This window comes from Calothrix sp. CCY 0018 (genome assembly GCF_963920925.1).
Lineage (GTDB): Bacteria > Cyanobacteriota > Cyanobacteriia > Cyanobacteriales > Nostocaceae > Rivularia.
In genome coordinates this window covers 74,655-90,006 of the sequence record NZ_CAWUDI010000033.1, presented here as the reverse complement: position 1 = coordinate 90,006, position 15,352 = coordinate 74,655, and the positions used below count along the sequence as shown (strand labels likewise).

The following is a 15,352-nucleotide window of genomic DNA, read 5'->3' as shown; positions in this document are numbered from 1 at the left end:
TTAGAAAGATAAATCAATATTTTGAATAAGCGTCACGCACTAATAATAAGTTGCAACAACTAACGCAAAATCCAATATTTCACAAACAACATTCAAGGAGTATTAATTAGACATGAAACGCTTTGATGCTATAGCTATTGTTAGTACCGGCATCGTTAGCAGTTTACTGATATCATTAAGGGCTGCACCCGCATTCGGAAAAGTAGAAAACTTAATATCAAATGTTCGTCAAGAGAGAACATTACCCGTACAAAACAACAGTGAATTTCAACCCGTCATATATACAGCAGATGCTTCTTCCGACAATGCTGGTAATCAAATCGGTGACAATACCACAATATTAGGTTTAGCAGCAATTGGTGCTGGTACTGCTGGCTTAATTTGGAGCTTCAACCGACAAAATTCAACTTTAACCCCTCAATCAGCTAACCAGCACGGTAATATCTCAATAGAACAAGCAAATCCGCGATTGAGAAAAGATTTACTAAGATTAGTTGGTGGCGACTCTAGAACAGCAAATCGATTAGTCGCTGGAATCAAACAAAGCCATCCCGACAAATCAATTAACTGGACAGTAGAAAAAGTAATTTATGATTTAGAGCGAGATAGATAGTGATAAGGTTAAAGGTGAATATTTACCATTACGACTCTTTCTAAATTATTAAATAAATCTATCATCGATACATTTTTCCGTTCTAATCATGTAAATCGATTCCTTGCAGAATCAACCTTTGCTAACCGTTACTTAGCAAAGGTTTTTTATTGATTATTATTTTTTACTTATTAGTATTAATTATTATTTTAACCGTAAAGCTTAAATTTTCACCTTTAACCTATTCTGTCATATTGATGTCATATTCCGGCAGCATACTAAAAATAATCAAACTTAAAAGTGCATATTTGAGGCATTGTTTAATGAAGTCTAAATTAATGCCAATCTTGGCTGCATCTGCTATTTTTACTCTTGCTCTTCCTTTAGCTGCAAACGCTTGCGGAGATAAGAAAAATTTGACTCAAGCACAACGCACCCAGGTTGAAGAAATTAAAAAAAACGCTCGTTCTCAAGTTGAAGCCGTTTTAAAACCGCAACAACAAGGAGAATTTCAAAGCGCTGTAGAAGACGGACAAAATATGCGTTCTGCTATTACTAGCTTAAATCTTTCCCAAGAGCAACAAACTCAAATAAACGAAATAATGGAATTAGCAAAGGAGCAAAAAAGAGCAATTTATGGCTCAAATTAACTATGAGTAAAAACTAACTTTTTACAACGTTTCAACAATTTGATTTCCCTAGAAAATACTCTCAAATGTACTCGATTTCCAATAGAAATCGGGTCTTTTTTTCGGTTATCAATTATCAATTACCAGTTATCAGTTATCAATTTTTTAATAATATTATGATGCGTTTGAGAATCAAAAAACCGGATTTCTCAATAATATTAACTGCTAACTGCTCACTGTTCACTGTTAAAACCGTTCAATTATTCCACCACCGAGGACTTTTTCGCCGTCGTACCATACGGCTGCTTGCCCTGGGGTGATACTAAATTGCGCTTCGTCGAAAACTATCCTAACGCGGGAGTTTTCTAAGGGAATTACGGTAACTGGTACTGGCTGCGAACGATAGCGAACTTGTACTTCGGCACGAATTGGACTTGAAGGCTCAGCACAAGATACCCAATTTACTCGCGATACGTTACATTCTGGGTTGGTTGCTGTAGTGCGATCGCCAACTATTACTTTATTCGCACCCGCATCTAAACCAATTACATATAAAGGTTGTGGGGCTGCAATTCCCAATCCTTTACGCTGTCCGATGGTGTAGTGATGTACGCCGTCATGTTCTCCCAATACTTTACCGTCAGCGTCTACAATATCGCCTTTTTTAGGAGCCAAATATTTATCTAAAAAAGCACGCATCGAACCGTTGCTTTCCACCAAACATAAATCTTGACTTTCTGGCTTATCAGCTGTTTGTAAATTGAATTCGGCAGCAATACGACGGGTTTCCGATTTTTCTACTTCTCCTAATGGAAATATTGAACCGCTAAGTAAATCTTGCGACAAATCATACAGGAAGTATGTTTGGTCTTTATTGCGATCAAATGCACGTAGAAGTTCGTAACGTCCGCTAGCTTCGTTGTAATTAATGCGAGCGTAATGTCCTGTAGCTATTTTTTGCGAATCCAACTTTTCCCGCGCATATTCAAGCATGGGACCGAACTTTACAGTTTTATTGCACTGCGAACAAGGTAAGGGCGTAACACCAGCACTGTAACCTGTTACCAGATAATCTACAATATTGCTTTGAAAGACATCGCGGATATCAACAACGTGATGGGGAACGCCCAGTTGTTCGCAGATATGAGCCGCGTCAACCATACCCTCAGAGCAGCATTGACCTTTACCCTTCATTAACCAAAGGGTAAGACCAATAACTTCATAGCCCCGATCGTGTAAAATGGCAGCTACAGCAGAACTGTCAACGCCACCGGAAAGACCTACTACAACTTTTTCCATATCCGTAAAACTTGCTAGGCTGTTAACTCTAAGTTAACACTATCTAATTGCTACGATGGTTTGCTTAATTAATTCAGTTTCAAAATTATCCGCTCTATCAAACTTCGCTAAAGACAAGTTGAGGTTTTTCGGTAAGTAGTCAATATAATTGATACCATAATAATTTTTACCAGTAATTACGCTGGCACGACATTAATTCGTGGGAATAATCTAAAATCCAAAATTTAACAAGTGCTATTTATGTTTAATAAACTTCCCTACTTGATTCGTCCTTCTTTAATTGCCTATTCCTTACTAGGAAGCTGTTTAACCTTTATCTCAATTACACCAACAGAAGCTAAAACACCTGAAAACTCTCAAAAATTAGCACAAATAAAATACGCTCAAAGTGAATTCGATTTTAATTCTCAATTTAATCCAAATTCCGAAAGCTATTTAGTGATTGTAGATAATACTGACCCTAATTTACTTCAACAAGTACGCATTGTTGAGCCTACCGCCTTTGCAGGTGACTTTCTCGGACGTTCTGTAATCCAAGCAGGAGTATTCGGACGATTAGACAATGCACAAGAAAGAATTAGACAGCTACAAGCTTACGGTGTCGGTTCTCGCATCTACAGCCGAAATACCGGCAGAGAAATCGCTAATTCTAACGGTGGCAATTTTTCTGCTCCTGGAAATGCATCCGATCCTATTGCTAGAAATAATAATAGTACAAGGGAAAGGACTAAATATTACTATGTAGCCATTCCAGACAAACCTGACAAATTATTTCAAATTGAAAACCAAATCAAGCAAAGTGCTGGAGGAGACACCGTAGGAGTATTTGTCAGAAACGCTCCCAGAGGACCTCACGTAGCAGTTGGCCCTTTTGCAGGACGCTTACAAGCAGAACAATGGAACTACTATATACGTTCCCTCGGATTAGATAACGCTAGAGTTTATTACGGGAAGTAAAGAGATGGGGAGATGGGGGGAGGGGGAGACAAGGAGACAAGGAGACAAGGGGACAAGGTAGAATTTTAATTGGTAATTGGTAATTGGTAATTGGTAATTGATAATTGATAACTGGTAACAAGTTACCGATAACTGCTCACTGTTCACAGTTCACTGATGTTTGATAACCGAGAATTAATTTCCCAAGTCGCAGTCACCGCAGCCCAAATGCGCGATATCGAAGCGCGTATCTTTGCAGCAGGAATGCCTGTAGCTGCTTTGATGGAAAAAGTTGCAGGACTTATTACTCGTCGAATTGAAGAGATTATCGGACAAGGGGAATATTTGAAAAACATTTATTTTCCCCCCTCTACCCCCTCCCCCACTCTCCGCGTCGGCATCCTCGCAGGGCCAGGTCATAATGGTGGTGATGCTTTAGTCGTTGCTCGCGAGTTACACTTTCGCGGCTATCAAGTTAAGGTTTATTGTCCGATTTCAAAGCTGAAGGAATTAACTTCGCAGCATTTAGAATATGTCCGCAGTTTGGATATTCCTTGCTATGAATCAATTGAAAAGCTGCAAGATTGCGATTTTTTTATTGATGGTTTGTTTGGTTTTGGCTTGGAAAGAGATATTACTGAACCGATTGCAAGTGCTGTTAATAAATTAAATCAATGGCATAAACCAATTTTTAGTATTGATGTACCTTCTGGTTTACACACGGATACCGGAAGAATTCTTGGTCTAGGGGTTCGCGCTACCCATACTTTTTGTCTGGGTTTGTGGAAATTAGGTTTACTTGAAGACCAAGCTTTAGAATATATCGGTGAAGCTGAATTAATCGATTTTGATATTCAATATGCAGATGTACAAGCTGTATTGGGAGAATATCCAAAAATCAAACGCATCACCACAGCATCTGCACTTTCTACTCTTCCTTTACCCCGTCAACAAGTAACTCACAAATACAAAGAAGGTCATTTACTATTAATTTGCGGTTCTCGTCGCTATTCCGGAGGTGCAATTTTATCTGGTTTGGGAGCGCGTGCTTCTGGTGTGGGAATGCTTTCTATCGCCGTACCCCAATCTCTCGCAGCCACAATGGTTTCACATTTACCTGAAGCGTTAATTATTGGCTGCCCGGAAACTGAAAGCGGCGCTATTTCTCAATTACAATTACCAGATAATACCGATTTAGATACCTTTGATGCGATCGCTTGCGGCCCCGGTATTACCTTAGATGCTAACCCAATCCTACAAGAAATATTAGATAGTTCTAAGCCTTTACTTTTAGATGCCGATGGTTTAAATATTCTCGCAGGCATGGGAACCATACAAACACTGCTTCATCGGCAAGAATCAACCATACTTACACCCCATCCCGGCGAATTTAAACGGTTATTCCCAGATATAGAAAATGTTAACCTTTCGAGAATATTGGCAGTACAAGAAGCCGCAAAACAATCTGGTGCAACTGTTTTGTTAAAAGGTTCAAGAACTGCGATCGCAAATTCTCAAGGCTGCGTTTGGATTAATCCCCAAAGCACTCCAGCACTAGCTCGCGGAGGTAGTGGTGATGTGTTAACTGGATTGCTCGGAGGATTAATGGCGCAAGCTGTTTCACGAAATTTATCTGTAGAACAAATGGTGGCAACTGCTGCATGGTGGCACGGTAGCGCTGGTATTTTAGCTGCTCAAGAACGAACTCAATTAGGGGTAGATGCTTTCACTTTGACACAATATCTTATGTCCGTTTTAGCATTCGTAAAGAAATAATTATTAAGCCGAGTCGTGTTTAAAATCTATGATAATTATGAGTTACACACCATGCGCGACTGAGCTAAATCGCGAATCAATGGTACGCGCGAACTAATATATGAACTCATTTCGTTAATTTGTTCGCCACTAAGTAACTTCTTATTTTCTAATTGCTTGAGCAGCTGTCCAATTAAGTCTGTATCGTTCAAACTTAAAATTGTCTTTGTTTCGGTTTCTTCAATCACCGACCATACATAACGCATTGTAACTGCTCGTTCTCTAAGTCCTAACATAGCTTTATCATCCCAAATCTAAATTTGATATTCAATTCTTATCCCTAACCCACACTCGATTTTTAAGAAAATCCAGTTTTGTACCGGAATGCTTATTACCATGCAAATTAGTTTAACAACCTAAAGAAAATATTAAGCCTTAAATCTAAAGAAAATGTTAAATGTTGCATTTCTTAACTGATTCTATGAGAATCTAAACACAAGGTTACATAAATAAATTTTTGTCAGGTCAATCACTTTAACGACCTTTAAGTTTTTAAGCGGGGACAGCTTATATAAAGTCCTTGAATATATAAAAAGAAGTGCCAACCACGATTTTATGATGGTTGGCGCTTTTTGTTTATAAAAAATGTGAGAGGCTTTCATCTCTCGCCTTATAGGCGGGAGATGAAAGCGACCAGGCACGTAAACGTGCCGTCAACATTTCTATTGGAGTTGCTGATTTATGCTGTGCGTAATAGCATAAGAATGTAGTTGGCAAGGTCGAGCCATGCGAGTTGTAGAATTTAAGTTGTACGGGAAAGACAGGCAATTGAGGTGTGTTGACGAAGCAATAAGAACAAGTCAATTTGTTCGCAATAAATGTCTTAGATATTGGATTGACAATCCAGGCGAGAACATTAATAAATATGCACTAAATAAGTATTGCGCTGTATTAGCCGCCTCATTTCCATTTGCTGACAAACTAAACTCAATGGCTCGACAATCTGCGGCTGAACGTGCATGGTCTGCAATTAGTAGATTTTACGACAACTGCAAGAAGAAGATTAAAGGAAAAAAGGGATATCCAAAGTTCAAGAAAAATACTCGCTCGGTAGAGTATAAGTCTAGTGGTTGGAAGCTTTCTGAAGATAGAAAGTATTTAACCATAACTGACAAGCAAGGAATTGGAACTCTTAAATTAAAGGGAACCTATGACTTGCACTTCTACAATATCAAACAAATCAAGCGAGTTCGTTTAGTACGTCGTGCTGACGGATATTATGCTCAGTTTGCTGTTGATGTTGATATTAAAATTGAATCTCAACCGACGGGTAAAGCTATAGGTCTGGACTTAGGATTAAAATATTTCTTTGCTGACAACAATGGCAATGTTGAACCTTCGCCGTCATTTTACCGTAAGTCAGAAAAACAGCTAAATCACGCTAATCGTAAGAAATCCAAGAAGTACGTAAAAGGGAAAAAACCGCAGTCGAGCAACTATCACAAGGCTAGAAATAGATATGCTCGAAAACATTTAAGAGTAAGTAGGGAACGAGAAGAATATTGCAAGAGTAAGGCATATTCCGTCATCCAATCTAACGATTTGGTCGCCTATGAAGACTTAAAAGTTAAGAACATGGTACGTAATCGAAAGCTAGCTAAATCTATTAGTGATGCTGGCTGGTCTACTTTCCGTCAGTGGCTGGAATATTTTGGTTTAAAGTACGGCAAGATAACTATTGCTGTACCTTCCTATAATACGAGTCAAGACTGTTCCAACTGTGGCGAAAAAGTTGAAAAGTCTTTATCAACAAGAACTCACGTTTGTCCAGGGTGTGGGTTTACTGAAGACAGAGATGTCAACGCCAGCATCAATATATTAAAAAGAGGACTAAGTACCGTAGGGCATACGGGAACTTACGCTTCGGGAGAGATGCCCTCTTGGGCGGTTGGTGTAAACCTGCTGCTCGAAGGCGACTCGTTGAACGAAGAATCTGCCGCCTTATAGGCGGCGGAGTGTCAAAAGGGTTGAGTATTGATTGTATGAGATAAGTTGATTAATTTCCCAATGAGTAGCAAGTAGGGAGTAGAGAGTAGAAAGTGGAGAGTTAGAAATTAAAAAATTCCCAATTCCCAATGCCCAATTCTTAAATAGGTATATTTTCATTCATTTGTCAGATGCAATACTGCGAACAATGATAGAAATAGTTGAAACTTAGGTAATTTGCAATTTTTTTGAATGCGATATGACCGATATCAAGGATTTTCGACGTTTAAATGCTCCCGATAGAGGAATCACTCCAGCACTGACGAGTTTTCTTGAAGATTTATATTACTTTTATCAACCCCTTAATGAGGGAACGGTTGCACAAAATATACCGGAGTTGGCTAAAGCTAACCCGGATTGGTTCGGCATTTGTGCGGTTGATGTGGATGGTAGGGTTTTTGATATCGGTCATACTACGCAGGAGTTTAGTATACAGTCAATTTCTAAACCGTTTGTGTATGGATTGGCTTTGGAAGATTGGGGCAAGGATTACGTACTCGAATGTATTGGTGTGGAACCGACTGGGGAACCTTTCAACTCGATTATGGAACGGGAAGAAATATGCCGACGACGCTATAACCCAATGGTTAATGCGGGTGCGATTGTGACTACCAGTTTAATCAAAGGTTCGGATGCCGCTCAACGTTACCATCGTTTGCTGGATATGTTTCGACGCTACATTGGTAGAAATGTATCTATTGATTTGGGAGTATGTAACTCTAAGCAAACCAGCGACCATTTAAATCGGGCGATCGCCTATATTATGCTAAATTTTGGTTTAATAGAAGGCGATATTAATGACATTATTAATCTGTATTTTCAACAGTGTTCTTTAACTATTAACTGTCACGATTTAGCAGTGATGGCGGCAACTTTAGCTAATTTCGGCTTAAACCCAATGACGGGGGAGCGGGCTATAGATAAAAAGTATGTCAAAAATATATTAAGTATTATGTATACCTGCGGTCTGTACGAATTTTCAGGGCAGTGGGCTTACAAAATTGGTTTACCGGCGAAAAGTGGTTTATCGGGTGCAATTATCGGAGTTGTTCCTAACCAAATGGGAATAGCTGTATTTTCTCCTGCTCTGGATGAGCGCAAAAAAAGTTGGAGAGGAGTCAAAGTTTTTGAAGCACTCTCAGAAAGATTTAAACTGCATATTTTTACTACCGATAACAAAGAAAAAGAAATTTCCCCACAAAAACAGCCTCCAGTTCAGTCTGCTAATTCATCAAGTCCGCAAAATCCCACTCAGCCAAAGGTAGCAACCCTGGGTAATCTACCTTCCAAGTCTTTAATTGAATTTTTACGAGAATTACATAGCAAATATCTTCCTTTAAGAGATGGAACAGTTTATGTCAGCGAACCGGGTTTAGTAGAAATTAATCCCGATTGGTTTGCTATCTGCATCGCTACGCTAGACGGACAAGTTTACTGCGTAGGAGATTGGGAAGAGTCATTTTTAATTCAGTCAATATCAAAAGTTTTTGCTTACGGATTAGCGCTTGAAGACAAAGGAAGAGATTACGTCTTAACCAAAGTTGATGTCGAACCAACCGGAGACGCTTATAATTCCATTATTAAAGTAGAATCAAAATCCAAACGACCTTATAACAGTATGGTTAATACCGGAGCGATCGCCACCACCAGTTTAATAGAAGGAGCAGGCCCCGGACATAAACTCAAACGAATATTAGAAATGTATCGTCGCTATATCGGACGTAGAGTTTTTGTAGACACACCCATACTAGTATCCGAACAAAATAGTGGCGATCGCAATTGGGCAATATCATATTTGCTGCGTAATTTTGGCATGATTTCCGGTGATATCAGCCAAACTCTTAGTTTATATCTCCAGCAGTGCAGCGTAATTATTAACTGTCGCGATTTAGGATTAATGGGAGCGACTTTAGCAAATAATGGTTTAAATCCCGTAACCAAAGAACGAGCAATTAGTTCTAATTATGTTAAAGACCTTCTCAGCGTTATGTATACCTGTGGGATGTACGATTTTGCAGGAGAATGGGTATATAAGGTTGGATTTCCAGCCAAAAGTGGAGTTGGTGGTGGAATCATCGGTGTAGTTCCCAATCAAATGGGAATCGCAGTATTTTCTCCTCCCCTAGATGCTCGCGGTAACAGCGTTCGCGGCATTAAAGTTTGCGAAGAACTTTCAAAATATTTGGGGTTACATATTTTCGCGGAATAGGAAGAGGGGATGGGGAGATGGGGAGATGGGGAGATGGGGAGATGGGGAGATGGGGAGATGGGGAGATACGGAAGAATTACTAATTTACTACTCCTAACTCTTAACTGTTGGCTATTCCCTATTCCCCGTTCCACCTTTGTTGCACAAATCTTAACAAAATCGAAAATATTTAGATAATCCCGCTTGTCAGTACTACTGTTAGAAAGTGCATTTATTTGCCTCGCCGTGTGAAATGCCCGCACTATAATTAATTAGCTATCATTGTAAGACGGTAGAAACTTTAAAGTAGAAGCTTTGCTGTCAGTAGAATTCAGTTAAGTTTGAAGTTGCCATTAGGTAAGTTATTTAATATCGCCGAAAAAATAGAATCGAGCAGATAAAGGCGATTTGCACAGTAAAGTATTAAGAGTGTTTAAGGAGAAAAGACATGACACAAGCAAAAGCTGGTAACAATGTAAAAGTTCACTACACGGGCAAATTGGATGACGGTACAGTTTTTGATTCCTCTGCCGAACGCGAACCTTTACAGTTCTCCCTTGGTTCGGGAAATGTAATTCCTGGTTTTGAAGAAGCGATAGTTGGTATGGCTCCCGGAGAATCAAAAACTACACAAATTCCTCCAGATCAAGCTTACGGGCCTCAACGTGAAGAATTAGTTATCACAGTTGAGAAAGAGCAAATACCTACAGATTTGTCAGTAGAAGTCGGTCAACAATTACAGATATCTCAAAATAACGGTCAAGTAATTCCGGTTATCGTTACAGATGTCTCAGATTCCAAAGTCACCCTCGACGCGAATCATCCTCTAGCAGGGCAGCAATTAACTTTTGATATTGAGTTGGTTGAAGTTAACGAATAAAGGTCAAAGGTTAAAGGTCAAAGGTCAAAAATGAGGAGTTAGGAGTTAAGAGTTAGGAGTTAATAAGAATTCTCTACTCCCCTCTCCTCTCTCCTCCAATTAGCAATTAGCAATTAGCAATTACCTTTCCTAAAATTTCTCTACATTCTCAAATTTATTTTCACTCATAGCCCTTGCAGCTTCACCGCAGGTGCGCGGGGTGGGAAATATTTTTTCCGGGTTTGCTAATCCTTTGCTGTTGAAAACTTGCTTAACCCACTGCATTGTTTCTAAATCGGCATCTGAAAACATATCTGGCATATAGCATTTTTTATCTGCACCGATACCGTGTTCGCCGGAAATACTGCCGCCAACTTTGACGCATAGCTTGAGAATTTCTCCACCTACTTCTTCAACTTTTTCTAATTCACCGGGAATAGAATTATCAAACAAGATTAACGGATGTAAGTTACCATCACCAGCATGAAATACATTGGCAATTTTGTAACCGAATTTCTGACTTAAATTCTCAATTTCTTGCAACACATAAGGAAGTTGAGTCCGAGGAATTACCCCATCTTGCACGTAATAATCTGGACTTAAATGTCCGGCTGCTGCAAACGCGGCTTTTCTGCCTTTCCATAACTTTAAACGCATTTCGGGGTCGTTCGCAGAAGTTACATTACGCGCACCATTGTTTTTACAAATATCAATAACCCGCTTTTTATTAGCTTTCACCTCTACATCCAAACCATCGATTTCAACCAACAAAATCGCTACTGCATCGCGGGGATAACAATTCATTGCAGTTACATCTTCTACTGCATTGATGCTCATGTTATCCATCATTTCCATACCACCAGGAATAATTCCGGCGCTGATAATATCCGAAACTGCTGCACCTGCTGCTTCTATGCTGGTAAAATCTGCTAACAACACGCAAATCGATTCAGCACTTTTGAGAATTCGTAAAGTTATCTCTGTTGCGATTCCCAGCGTACCTTCCGAACCAACAAATATTCCCGTTAAATCGTAACCGGGCATTTCTTGAACTTGTCCGCCCAAATCGACGATATCACCATTAGCCGTGACAACTTTTAATCCTAAAACGTGGTTAGTGGTGACACCATATTTTAAACAATGTACTCCACCGGAATTTTCTGCAACGTTACCGCCGATAGAACAAATAATTTGACTAGAAGGATCGGGAGCGTAATAAAAACCAGCACCGCTAACAGTTTGCGTTACCCAATTGTTAATTACTCCAGGCTGAACAACAACCCGTTGATTATCTAGATCGACGTTGAGTATCTGCCGCATCAAAGAAGTTACGATTAAAACGCATCCGACAGTAGGCAAAGCACCACCAGATAAACCAGTACCCGAACCCCTGGCAAGAAAAGGAACCGAATATTTATTACATATCTTTACAACTTCAGCAACTTGTTCTGTGGTTTTGGGTAAAACAGCCACATCCGGGCGTTGACGATAGCTAGCTAAACCATCGCATTCATAAGTAATTAGTTCCTCACGACGCTGGATTACGCCTTTTGTACCTAAAACCGCTTCAAATTCCTTGATTATCGGTTTCCAGTTGCGTTGTTGAGATTTTTCTTGAGTAAGCATGGTTTGTTATCTGGTGTGGGATGCAGTGGTTATATTGATCTGATCGGTCTTACTACTATTTTTACAGCAATTTCCTTTTCCGTTAACGCCGTGTAAATTTATAGCTTCTTAAAATTGATATTCGATCAAAACTCAAACAACAGTAATTTGATTTAGCTTTTTTCAAAAAAAAATCAACACAGGCAATTATGTCTTGTTTGATTGTCAACAACCGTGATGCTTGTATAGCAATAGCCAGATAGGTTTATTTTCGTTCGTTTTTACTAAAATATTTCAGTTTTTATATTTTAATGATTAAAGTATGATAAAAAATGTTTTATATCATATTTTTTTCAATAAATAATAAAAAGCAACTAGAATCTAAGTTGACAAAAAATTGCCATAGCTTTTATTTGACTCATATTCTAAAATATTTTTTATTAAGATAAAAAAGTTTATTTATATTTTTTTTGTTTTGCAATAAATAAAACTGATGTTTTATCCAATTATTCTCAGAAAGCTTATATATCACTTTTTCAATTTCTATTATTTAAATTTTGAATAAAATCCCGATACTATTTTGAGCTTTGTCTAAATTTTGTATAAAGGAAATGAATTCACTATGCGAAACCATATATTATTGAGAAAACAATAAACTTATGAGTTAAATATTTCATCATTTATTTACTCGATAAATGCTGTATCTTTAATGCTGACGATTAGAAGGCATCCTCTTTATATAGTCTCTGAGAATCATATTCTTGGCTATGTATTTTACTTTCCTCAATATTAAATATCTTTGATACCTCAAATGCAAGTAGAAATAATAAATAGTATTCGGCAATTCGATCAATTAGAAACAAATTGGAATGATGTCTACGCTTGCGACTCTAACGCTCAAATATTCCTATCGTGGTCTTGGTTGCGAGGATGGTTGGAAGTTGTTCCTCATGACTGGTTTATATTAGCTGTTAGAAGCAAGCCCGATCTACCTTATGTTGCTTTTTTCCCATTAGCAATACGTTCTCTAGAATGGGCTAACATCAACGTTTACAGATCGTTACAAACTTGCGCTCACCCCGTGGCAGACTATACGGGATTTATCTGTAAGCCAGAGTATGAACAGGATGCGATTAAGAATTTTGCACTGTATATCGATCAAGATTTGCAGTGGGACATTTTTCATGTAAAAGATATACAAGACTCCAGATTAAATGTTTTCGCCAAACACTTTTCTGAAAGCGAGTTTCAAATTGAGAGTAACCCAGGTGCGACTTGTCCCTACATTTATTTACCCGATACGTGGGAGGAATACTTACAAAACTTTATTAGTCGAAAACCTCGCAAGAACTTACGTAATTCGTTGAACAAAATAGAGAAAAATAGCGATTTCTACTTCAGCAATATTCAAGCTGATAATCTCGATAATCAAATCGAAGTTTTATTTGAACTTTGGCAAATTAAATGGGGAAAACAGCCCGAATCAACTTTAAATACCTACCGCAGTGTTTTTCATCAATGTGCAAAAAATAATTCTCTGTGGATAGATGTATTGTGGGATAAAACAACCCCAGTAGCTGCTACTGGTATGTATGTCGATCGCGATAAAAAAGCTGTTTACGGACAAATGACGGGTTTTAACCCCGAATATTCTAAATTATCACCGGGGAGAACAGTTATAGCATTTAGCATCAAAAAAGCTATCGAAAATCAGTTCAAATTTTACGATTTCCTCCGAGGAGATTTAGATTATAAAATCTCATTGTTAGGAGCAGAAAAAAGATGGAATACTGATTGCAAGATTGTTCGGAAGAACTTGAGAACAAACACAATTCGGCTGGCTCAGTATTCTAAAAAGTTATTATCTCTAGCAAGGTAGATAAAATTAAGAGGTGCGTTACGGTTCGAGTCTTTTTTATGAACAAAGACTTGAACCGTAACGCACCTTATTGTTATTTCATCAAATAGATACCAATCGTTTAAAGTAGATATATAAACCCAAATTATTAGATAATCTATTATGGTCAAGCAAGTTTTGATTGATAATGATGATGGCTTCTATATCCCAGATGCCAATCAACTAATCACTGAAGATGATACACCTGTGGATAATTTTGCATCTGCTAAACAACAACGGCTTTTAGTCGGTTCTCTTTATAGTTCTTTACAAAAACAACCATTCCTTGCAGAATCTAATGTCGGTGTTTACTACACAGATTTAAAACCAGCTATAGTACCCGATGTTTTTCTCAGCCTAAACGTTCAAGTTCCTCAAAACTGGTGGGAAAAACAAAATCGTTGCTACATGGTTTGGCGCTTTGGGAAACCCCCTGAAGTTGCAATTGAAATTGTTTCTAATAAAGTTGGTGACGAATTGGGAGAAAAACTGAGAATATACGAACATATGCGAGCCAGTTACTATATCGTATACGACCCCACCAACCAACTTAGCGAAGAAATCTTGCGTATTTATGAATTACGAGGAATGCGCTATTTCCAAACTTCAGAAACCTGGTTAGAACAAGTCGGATTGGGTTTAACTTTGTGGGAAGGTGAATTTGAAGCCAGACGAGACTCTTGGTTGCGCTGGTGCGATCGCGATGGTACCGTTTTACCGACAGGGGATGAACGCGCTCAAACCGCCGAACAACGCGCTTCAAGTGCCGAACAAAGAGCCGCACAACTAGCCGAAAAACTCCGAGAAATGGGGATCAATCCAGACACAGTGTAGAGACGTAGCACTGCTACGTCTCCTTCACCTAGTAAACCCCATCGACCTATTCAAGCTGCAATAAATAACTATTGCCATAAATCACACCATTAATTTATAATATAACTATCGTTCGATATAAAAAGCCATAAATGCCGAAAATTGTAGACCACGAAAAGTATAGGAAAGAACTGCTATGGAAAAGCTTCGATTTGTTCGCATCTAAAGGCTATGCTTCCGTTACCATGCGCGAAATTGCCAAAGAGTTGGGTGTTTCAACAGGAACGCTATATCATTACTTTCCTAATAAAGAAGCTATTTTTTTACAGTTAGTAGAAGAACAGTATCAACAGGAAATTATAAATTTTTTAGCTGAAGCAGGAGATATAAAATATGTACCAGAGCGAATCAGGGCTTTGGTTAATTTTACCGAAAAAAATGAAGAGTATTTCATCAATCAAATATTACTTTGGAGTGACTTTTATCAACAGCAAGGAAAAAGCGAAGTATTAAATAACGAAATTTTAAAGCAAGTAGCTCAGAAAATGAGAGAAGAATTATTAGAATACTTAGAAATTCAAGATAAAACAATAGCTGATTTTGTAGTTAACTTTTTAAACGGTTTAATTTGCGTGCGAATGTTTGAAGGTGAAATGGTTTCTTACGAAGAACAAGGAGAGTTATTAGTAAAAATGGTGAGTGTTTATTTGGGTAATGGGTAATAGGTAATAGG

At 38.4% G+C, this 15,352-nt stretch carries 13 protein-coding genes and 1 pseudogene; 11 read left to right on the top strand and 3 right to left on the bottom strand.

Annotated elements, in window-relative coordinates; translation table 11 throughout:
* Positions 1-112 precede the first annotated feature (112 nt).
* Both ACM03V_RS22715 and ACM03V_RS22710 read left to right on the top strand, forming a co-directional pair.
* Positions 113-613 carry a hypothetical protein gene (locus tag ACM03V_RS22715; protein WP_414623066.1) on the top strand — a complete coding sequence of 167 codons (501 nt, stop codon included), beginning with the start codon at positions 113-115 and terminating at the stop codon, positions 611-613.
* Positions 614-915: 302 nt separating this feature from the next.
* On the top strand, positions 916-1,242 hold the full coding sequence (locus tag ACM03V_RS22710) for a hypothetical protein (RefSeq protein ID WP_414623065.1): 327 nt from the start codon (positions 916-918) through the stop codon (positions 1,240-1,242).
* 225 nt (positions 1,243-1,467) lie between these two features.
* On the opposite strand, the gene mnmA is transcribed toward ACM03V_RS22710, so the two are convergent.
* The gene (mnmA, locus tag ACM03V_RS22705) at positions 1,468-2,520 is read right to left on the bottom strand and encodes a tRNA 2-thiouridine(34) synthase MnmA (protein WP_414623064.1); all 1,053 of its coding nucleotides are present in this window, start codon (positions 2,518-2,520) and stop codon (positions 1,468-1,470) included.
* Between the two features lie 240 nt (positions 2,521-2,760).
* Here mnmA and ACM03V_RS22700 point away from each other — a divergent pair, with 240 nt between their 5' ends.
* Together ACM03V_RS22700 and ACM03V_RS22695 are read left to right on the top strand one after the other, a co-directional pair.
* On the top strand, positions 2,761-3,477 hold the full coding sequence (locus ACM03V_RS22700) for a hypothetical protein (RefSeq protein ID WP_414623063.1): 717 nt from the start codon (positions 2,761-2,763) through the stop codon (positions 3,475-3,477).
* A gap of 156 nt (positions 3,478-3,633) precedes the next feature.
* Positions 3,634-5,232 carry an NAD(P)H-hydrate dehydratase gene (locus ACM03V_RS22695; RefSeq protein ID WP_414623062.1) on the top strand — a complete coding sequence of 533 codons (1,599 nt, stop codon included), beginning with the start codon at positions 3,634-3,636 and terminating at the stop codon, positions 5,230-5,232.
* Between the two features lie 35 nt (positions 5,233-5,267).
* Here ACM03V_RS22695 and ACM03V_RS22690 read toward each other — a convergent pair whose 3' ends face one another.
* Entirely contained in the window at positions 5,268-5,507 is a 240-nt protein-coding gene (locus ACM03V_RS22690) for a hypothetical protein (protein ID WP_414623061.1), read from the bottom strand.
* A 490-nt stretch (positions 5,508-5,997) separates the two neighbouring features.
* Here ACM03V_RS22690 and ACM03V_RS22685 point away from each other — a divergent pair, with 490 nt between their 5' ends.
* From ACM03V_RS22685 to ACM03V_RS22670, 4 genes and pseudogenes are all read left to right on the top strand, one after another.
* On the top strand, positions 5,998-7,218 hold the full coding sequence (locus ACM03V_RS22685; protein ID WP_414623060.1) for an RNA-guided endonuclease InsQ/TnpB family protein: 1,221 nt from the start codon (positions 5,998-6,000) through the stop codon (positions 7,216-7,218).
* Between the two features lie 238 nt (positions 7,219-7,456).
* A pseudogene (gene glsA, locus ACM03V_RS22680) lies at positions 7,457-8,422 on the top strand (glutaminase A); the annotation flags it as partial.
* A 105-nt stretch (positions 8,423-8,527) separates the two neighbouring features.
* Positions 8,528-9,466, top strand: coding sequence for a glutaminase A (glsA, locus tag ACM03V_RS22675; protein WP_414623082.1), 939 nt, complete (start codon positions 8,528-8,530; stop codon positions 9,464-9,466).
* A 427-nt stretch (positions 9,467-9,893) separates the two neighbouring features.
* Positions 9,894-10,325 (top strand): FKBP-type peptidyl-prolyl cis-trans isomerase, encoded by a 432-nt coding sequence (locus ACM03V_RS22670; RefSeq protein ID WP_414623059.1) that lies wholly within the window; start codon positions 9,894-9,896, stop codon positions 10,323-10,325.
* Between the two features lie 129 nt (positions 10,326-10,454).
* Here ACM03V_RS22670 and glcD read toward each other — a convergent pair whose 3' ends face one another.
* The gene (gene glcD, locus ACM03V_RS22665; protein WP_414623058.1) at positions 10,455-11,930 is read right to left on the bottom strand and encodes a glycolate oxidase subunit GlcD; all 1,476 of its coding nucleotides are present in this window, start codon (positions 11,928-11,930) and stop codon (positions 10,455-10,457) included.
* 790 nt (positions 11,931-12,720) lie between these two features.
* Here glcD and ACM03V_RS22660 point away from each other — a divergent pair.
* From ACM03V_RS22660 to ACM03V_RS22650, 3 genes are all read left to right on the top strand, one after another.
* The gene (locus ACM03V_RS22660) at positions 12,721-13,788 is read left to right on the top strand and encodes a GNAT family N-acetyltransferase (protein WP_414623057.1); all 1,068 of its coding nucleotides are present in this window, start codon (positions 12,721-12,723) and stop codon (positions 13,786-13,788) included.
* Positions 13,789-13,929: 141 nt separating this feature from the next.
* Positions 13,930-14,640, top strand: coding sequence for a Uma2 family endonuclease (locus tag ACM03V_RS22655; protein ID WP_414623056.1), 711 nt, complete (start codon positions 13,930-13,932; stop codon positions 14,638-14,640).
* A 131-nt stretch (positions 14,641-14,771) separates the two neighbouring features.
* Positions 14,772-15,341 (top strand): TetR/AcrR family transcriptional regulator, encoded by a 570-nt coding sequence (locus ACM03V_RS22650; protein ID WP_414623055.1) that lies wholly within the window; start codon positions 14,772-14,774, stop codon positions 15,339-15,341.
* Positions 15,342-15,352: the final 11 nt, after the last annotated feature.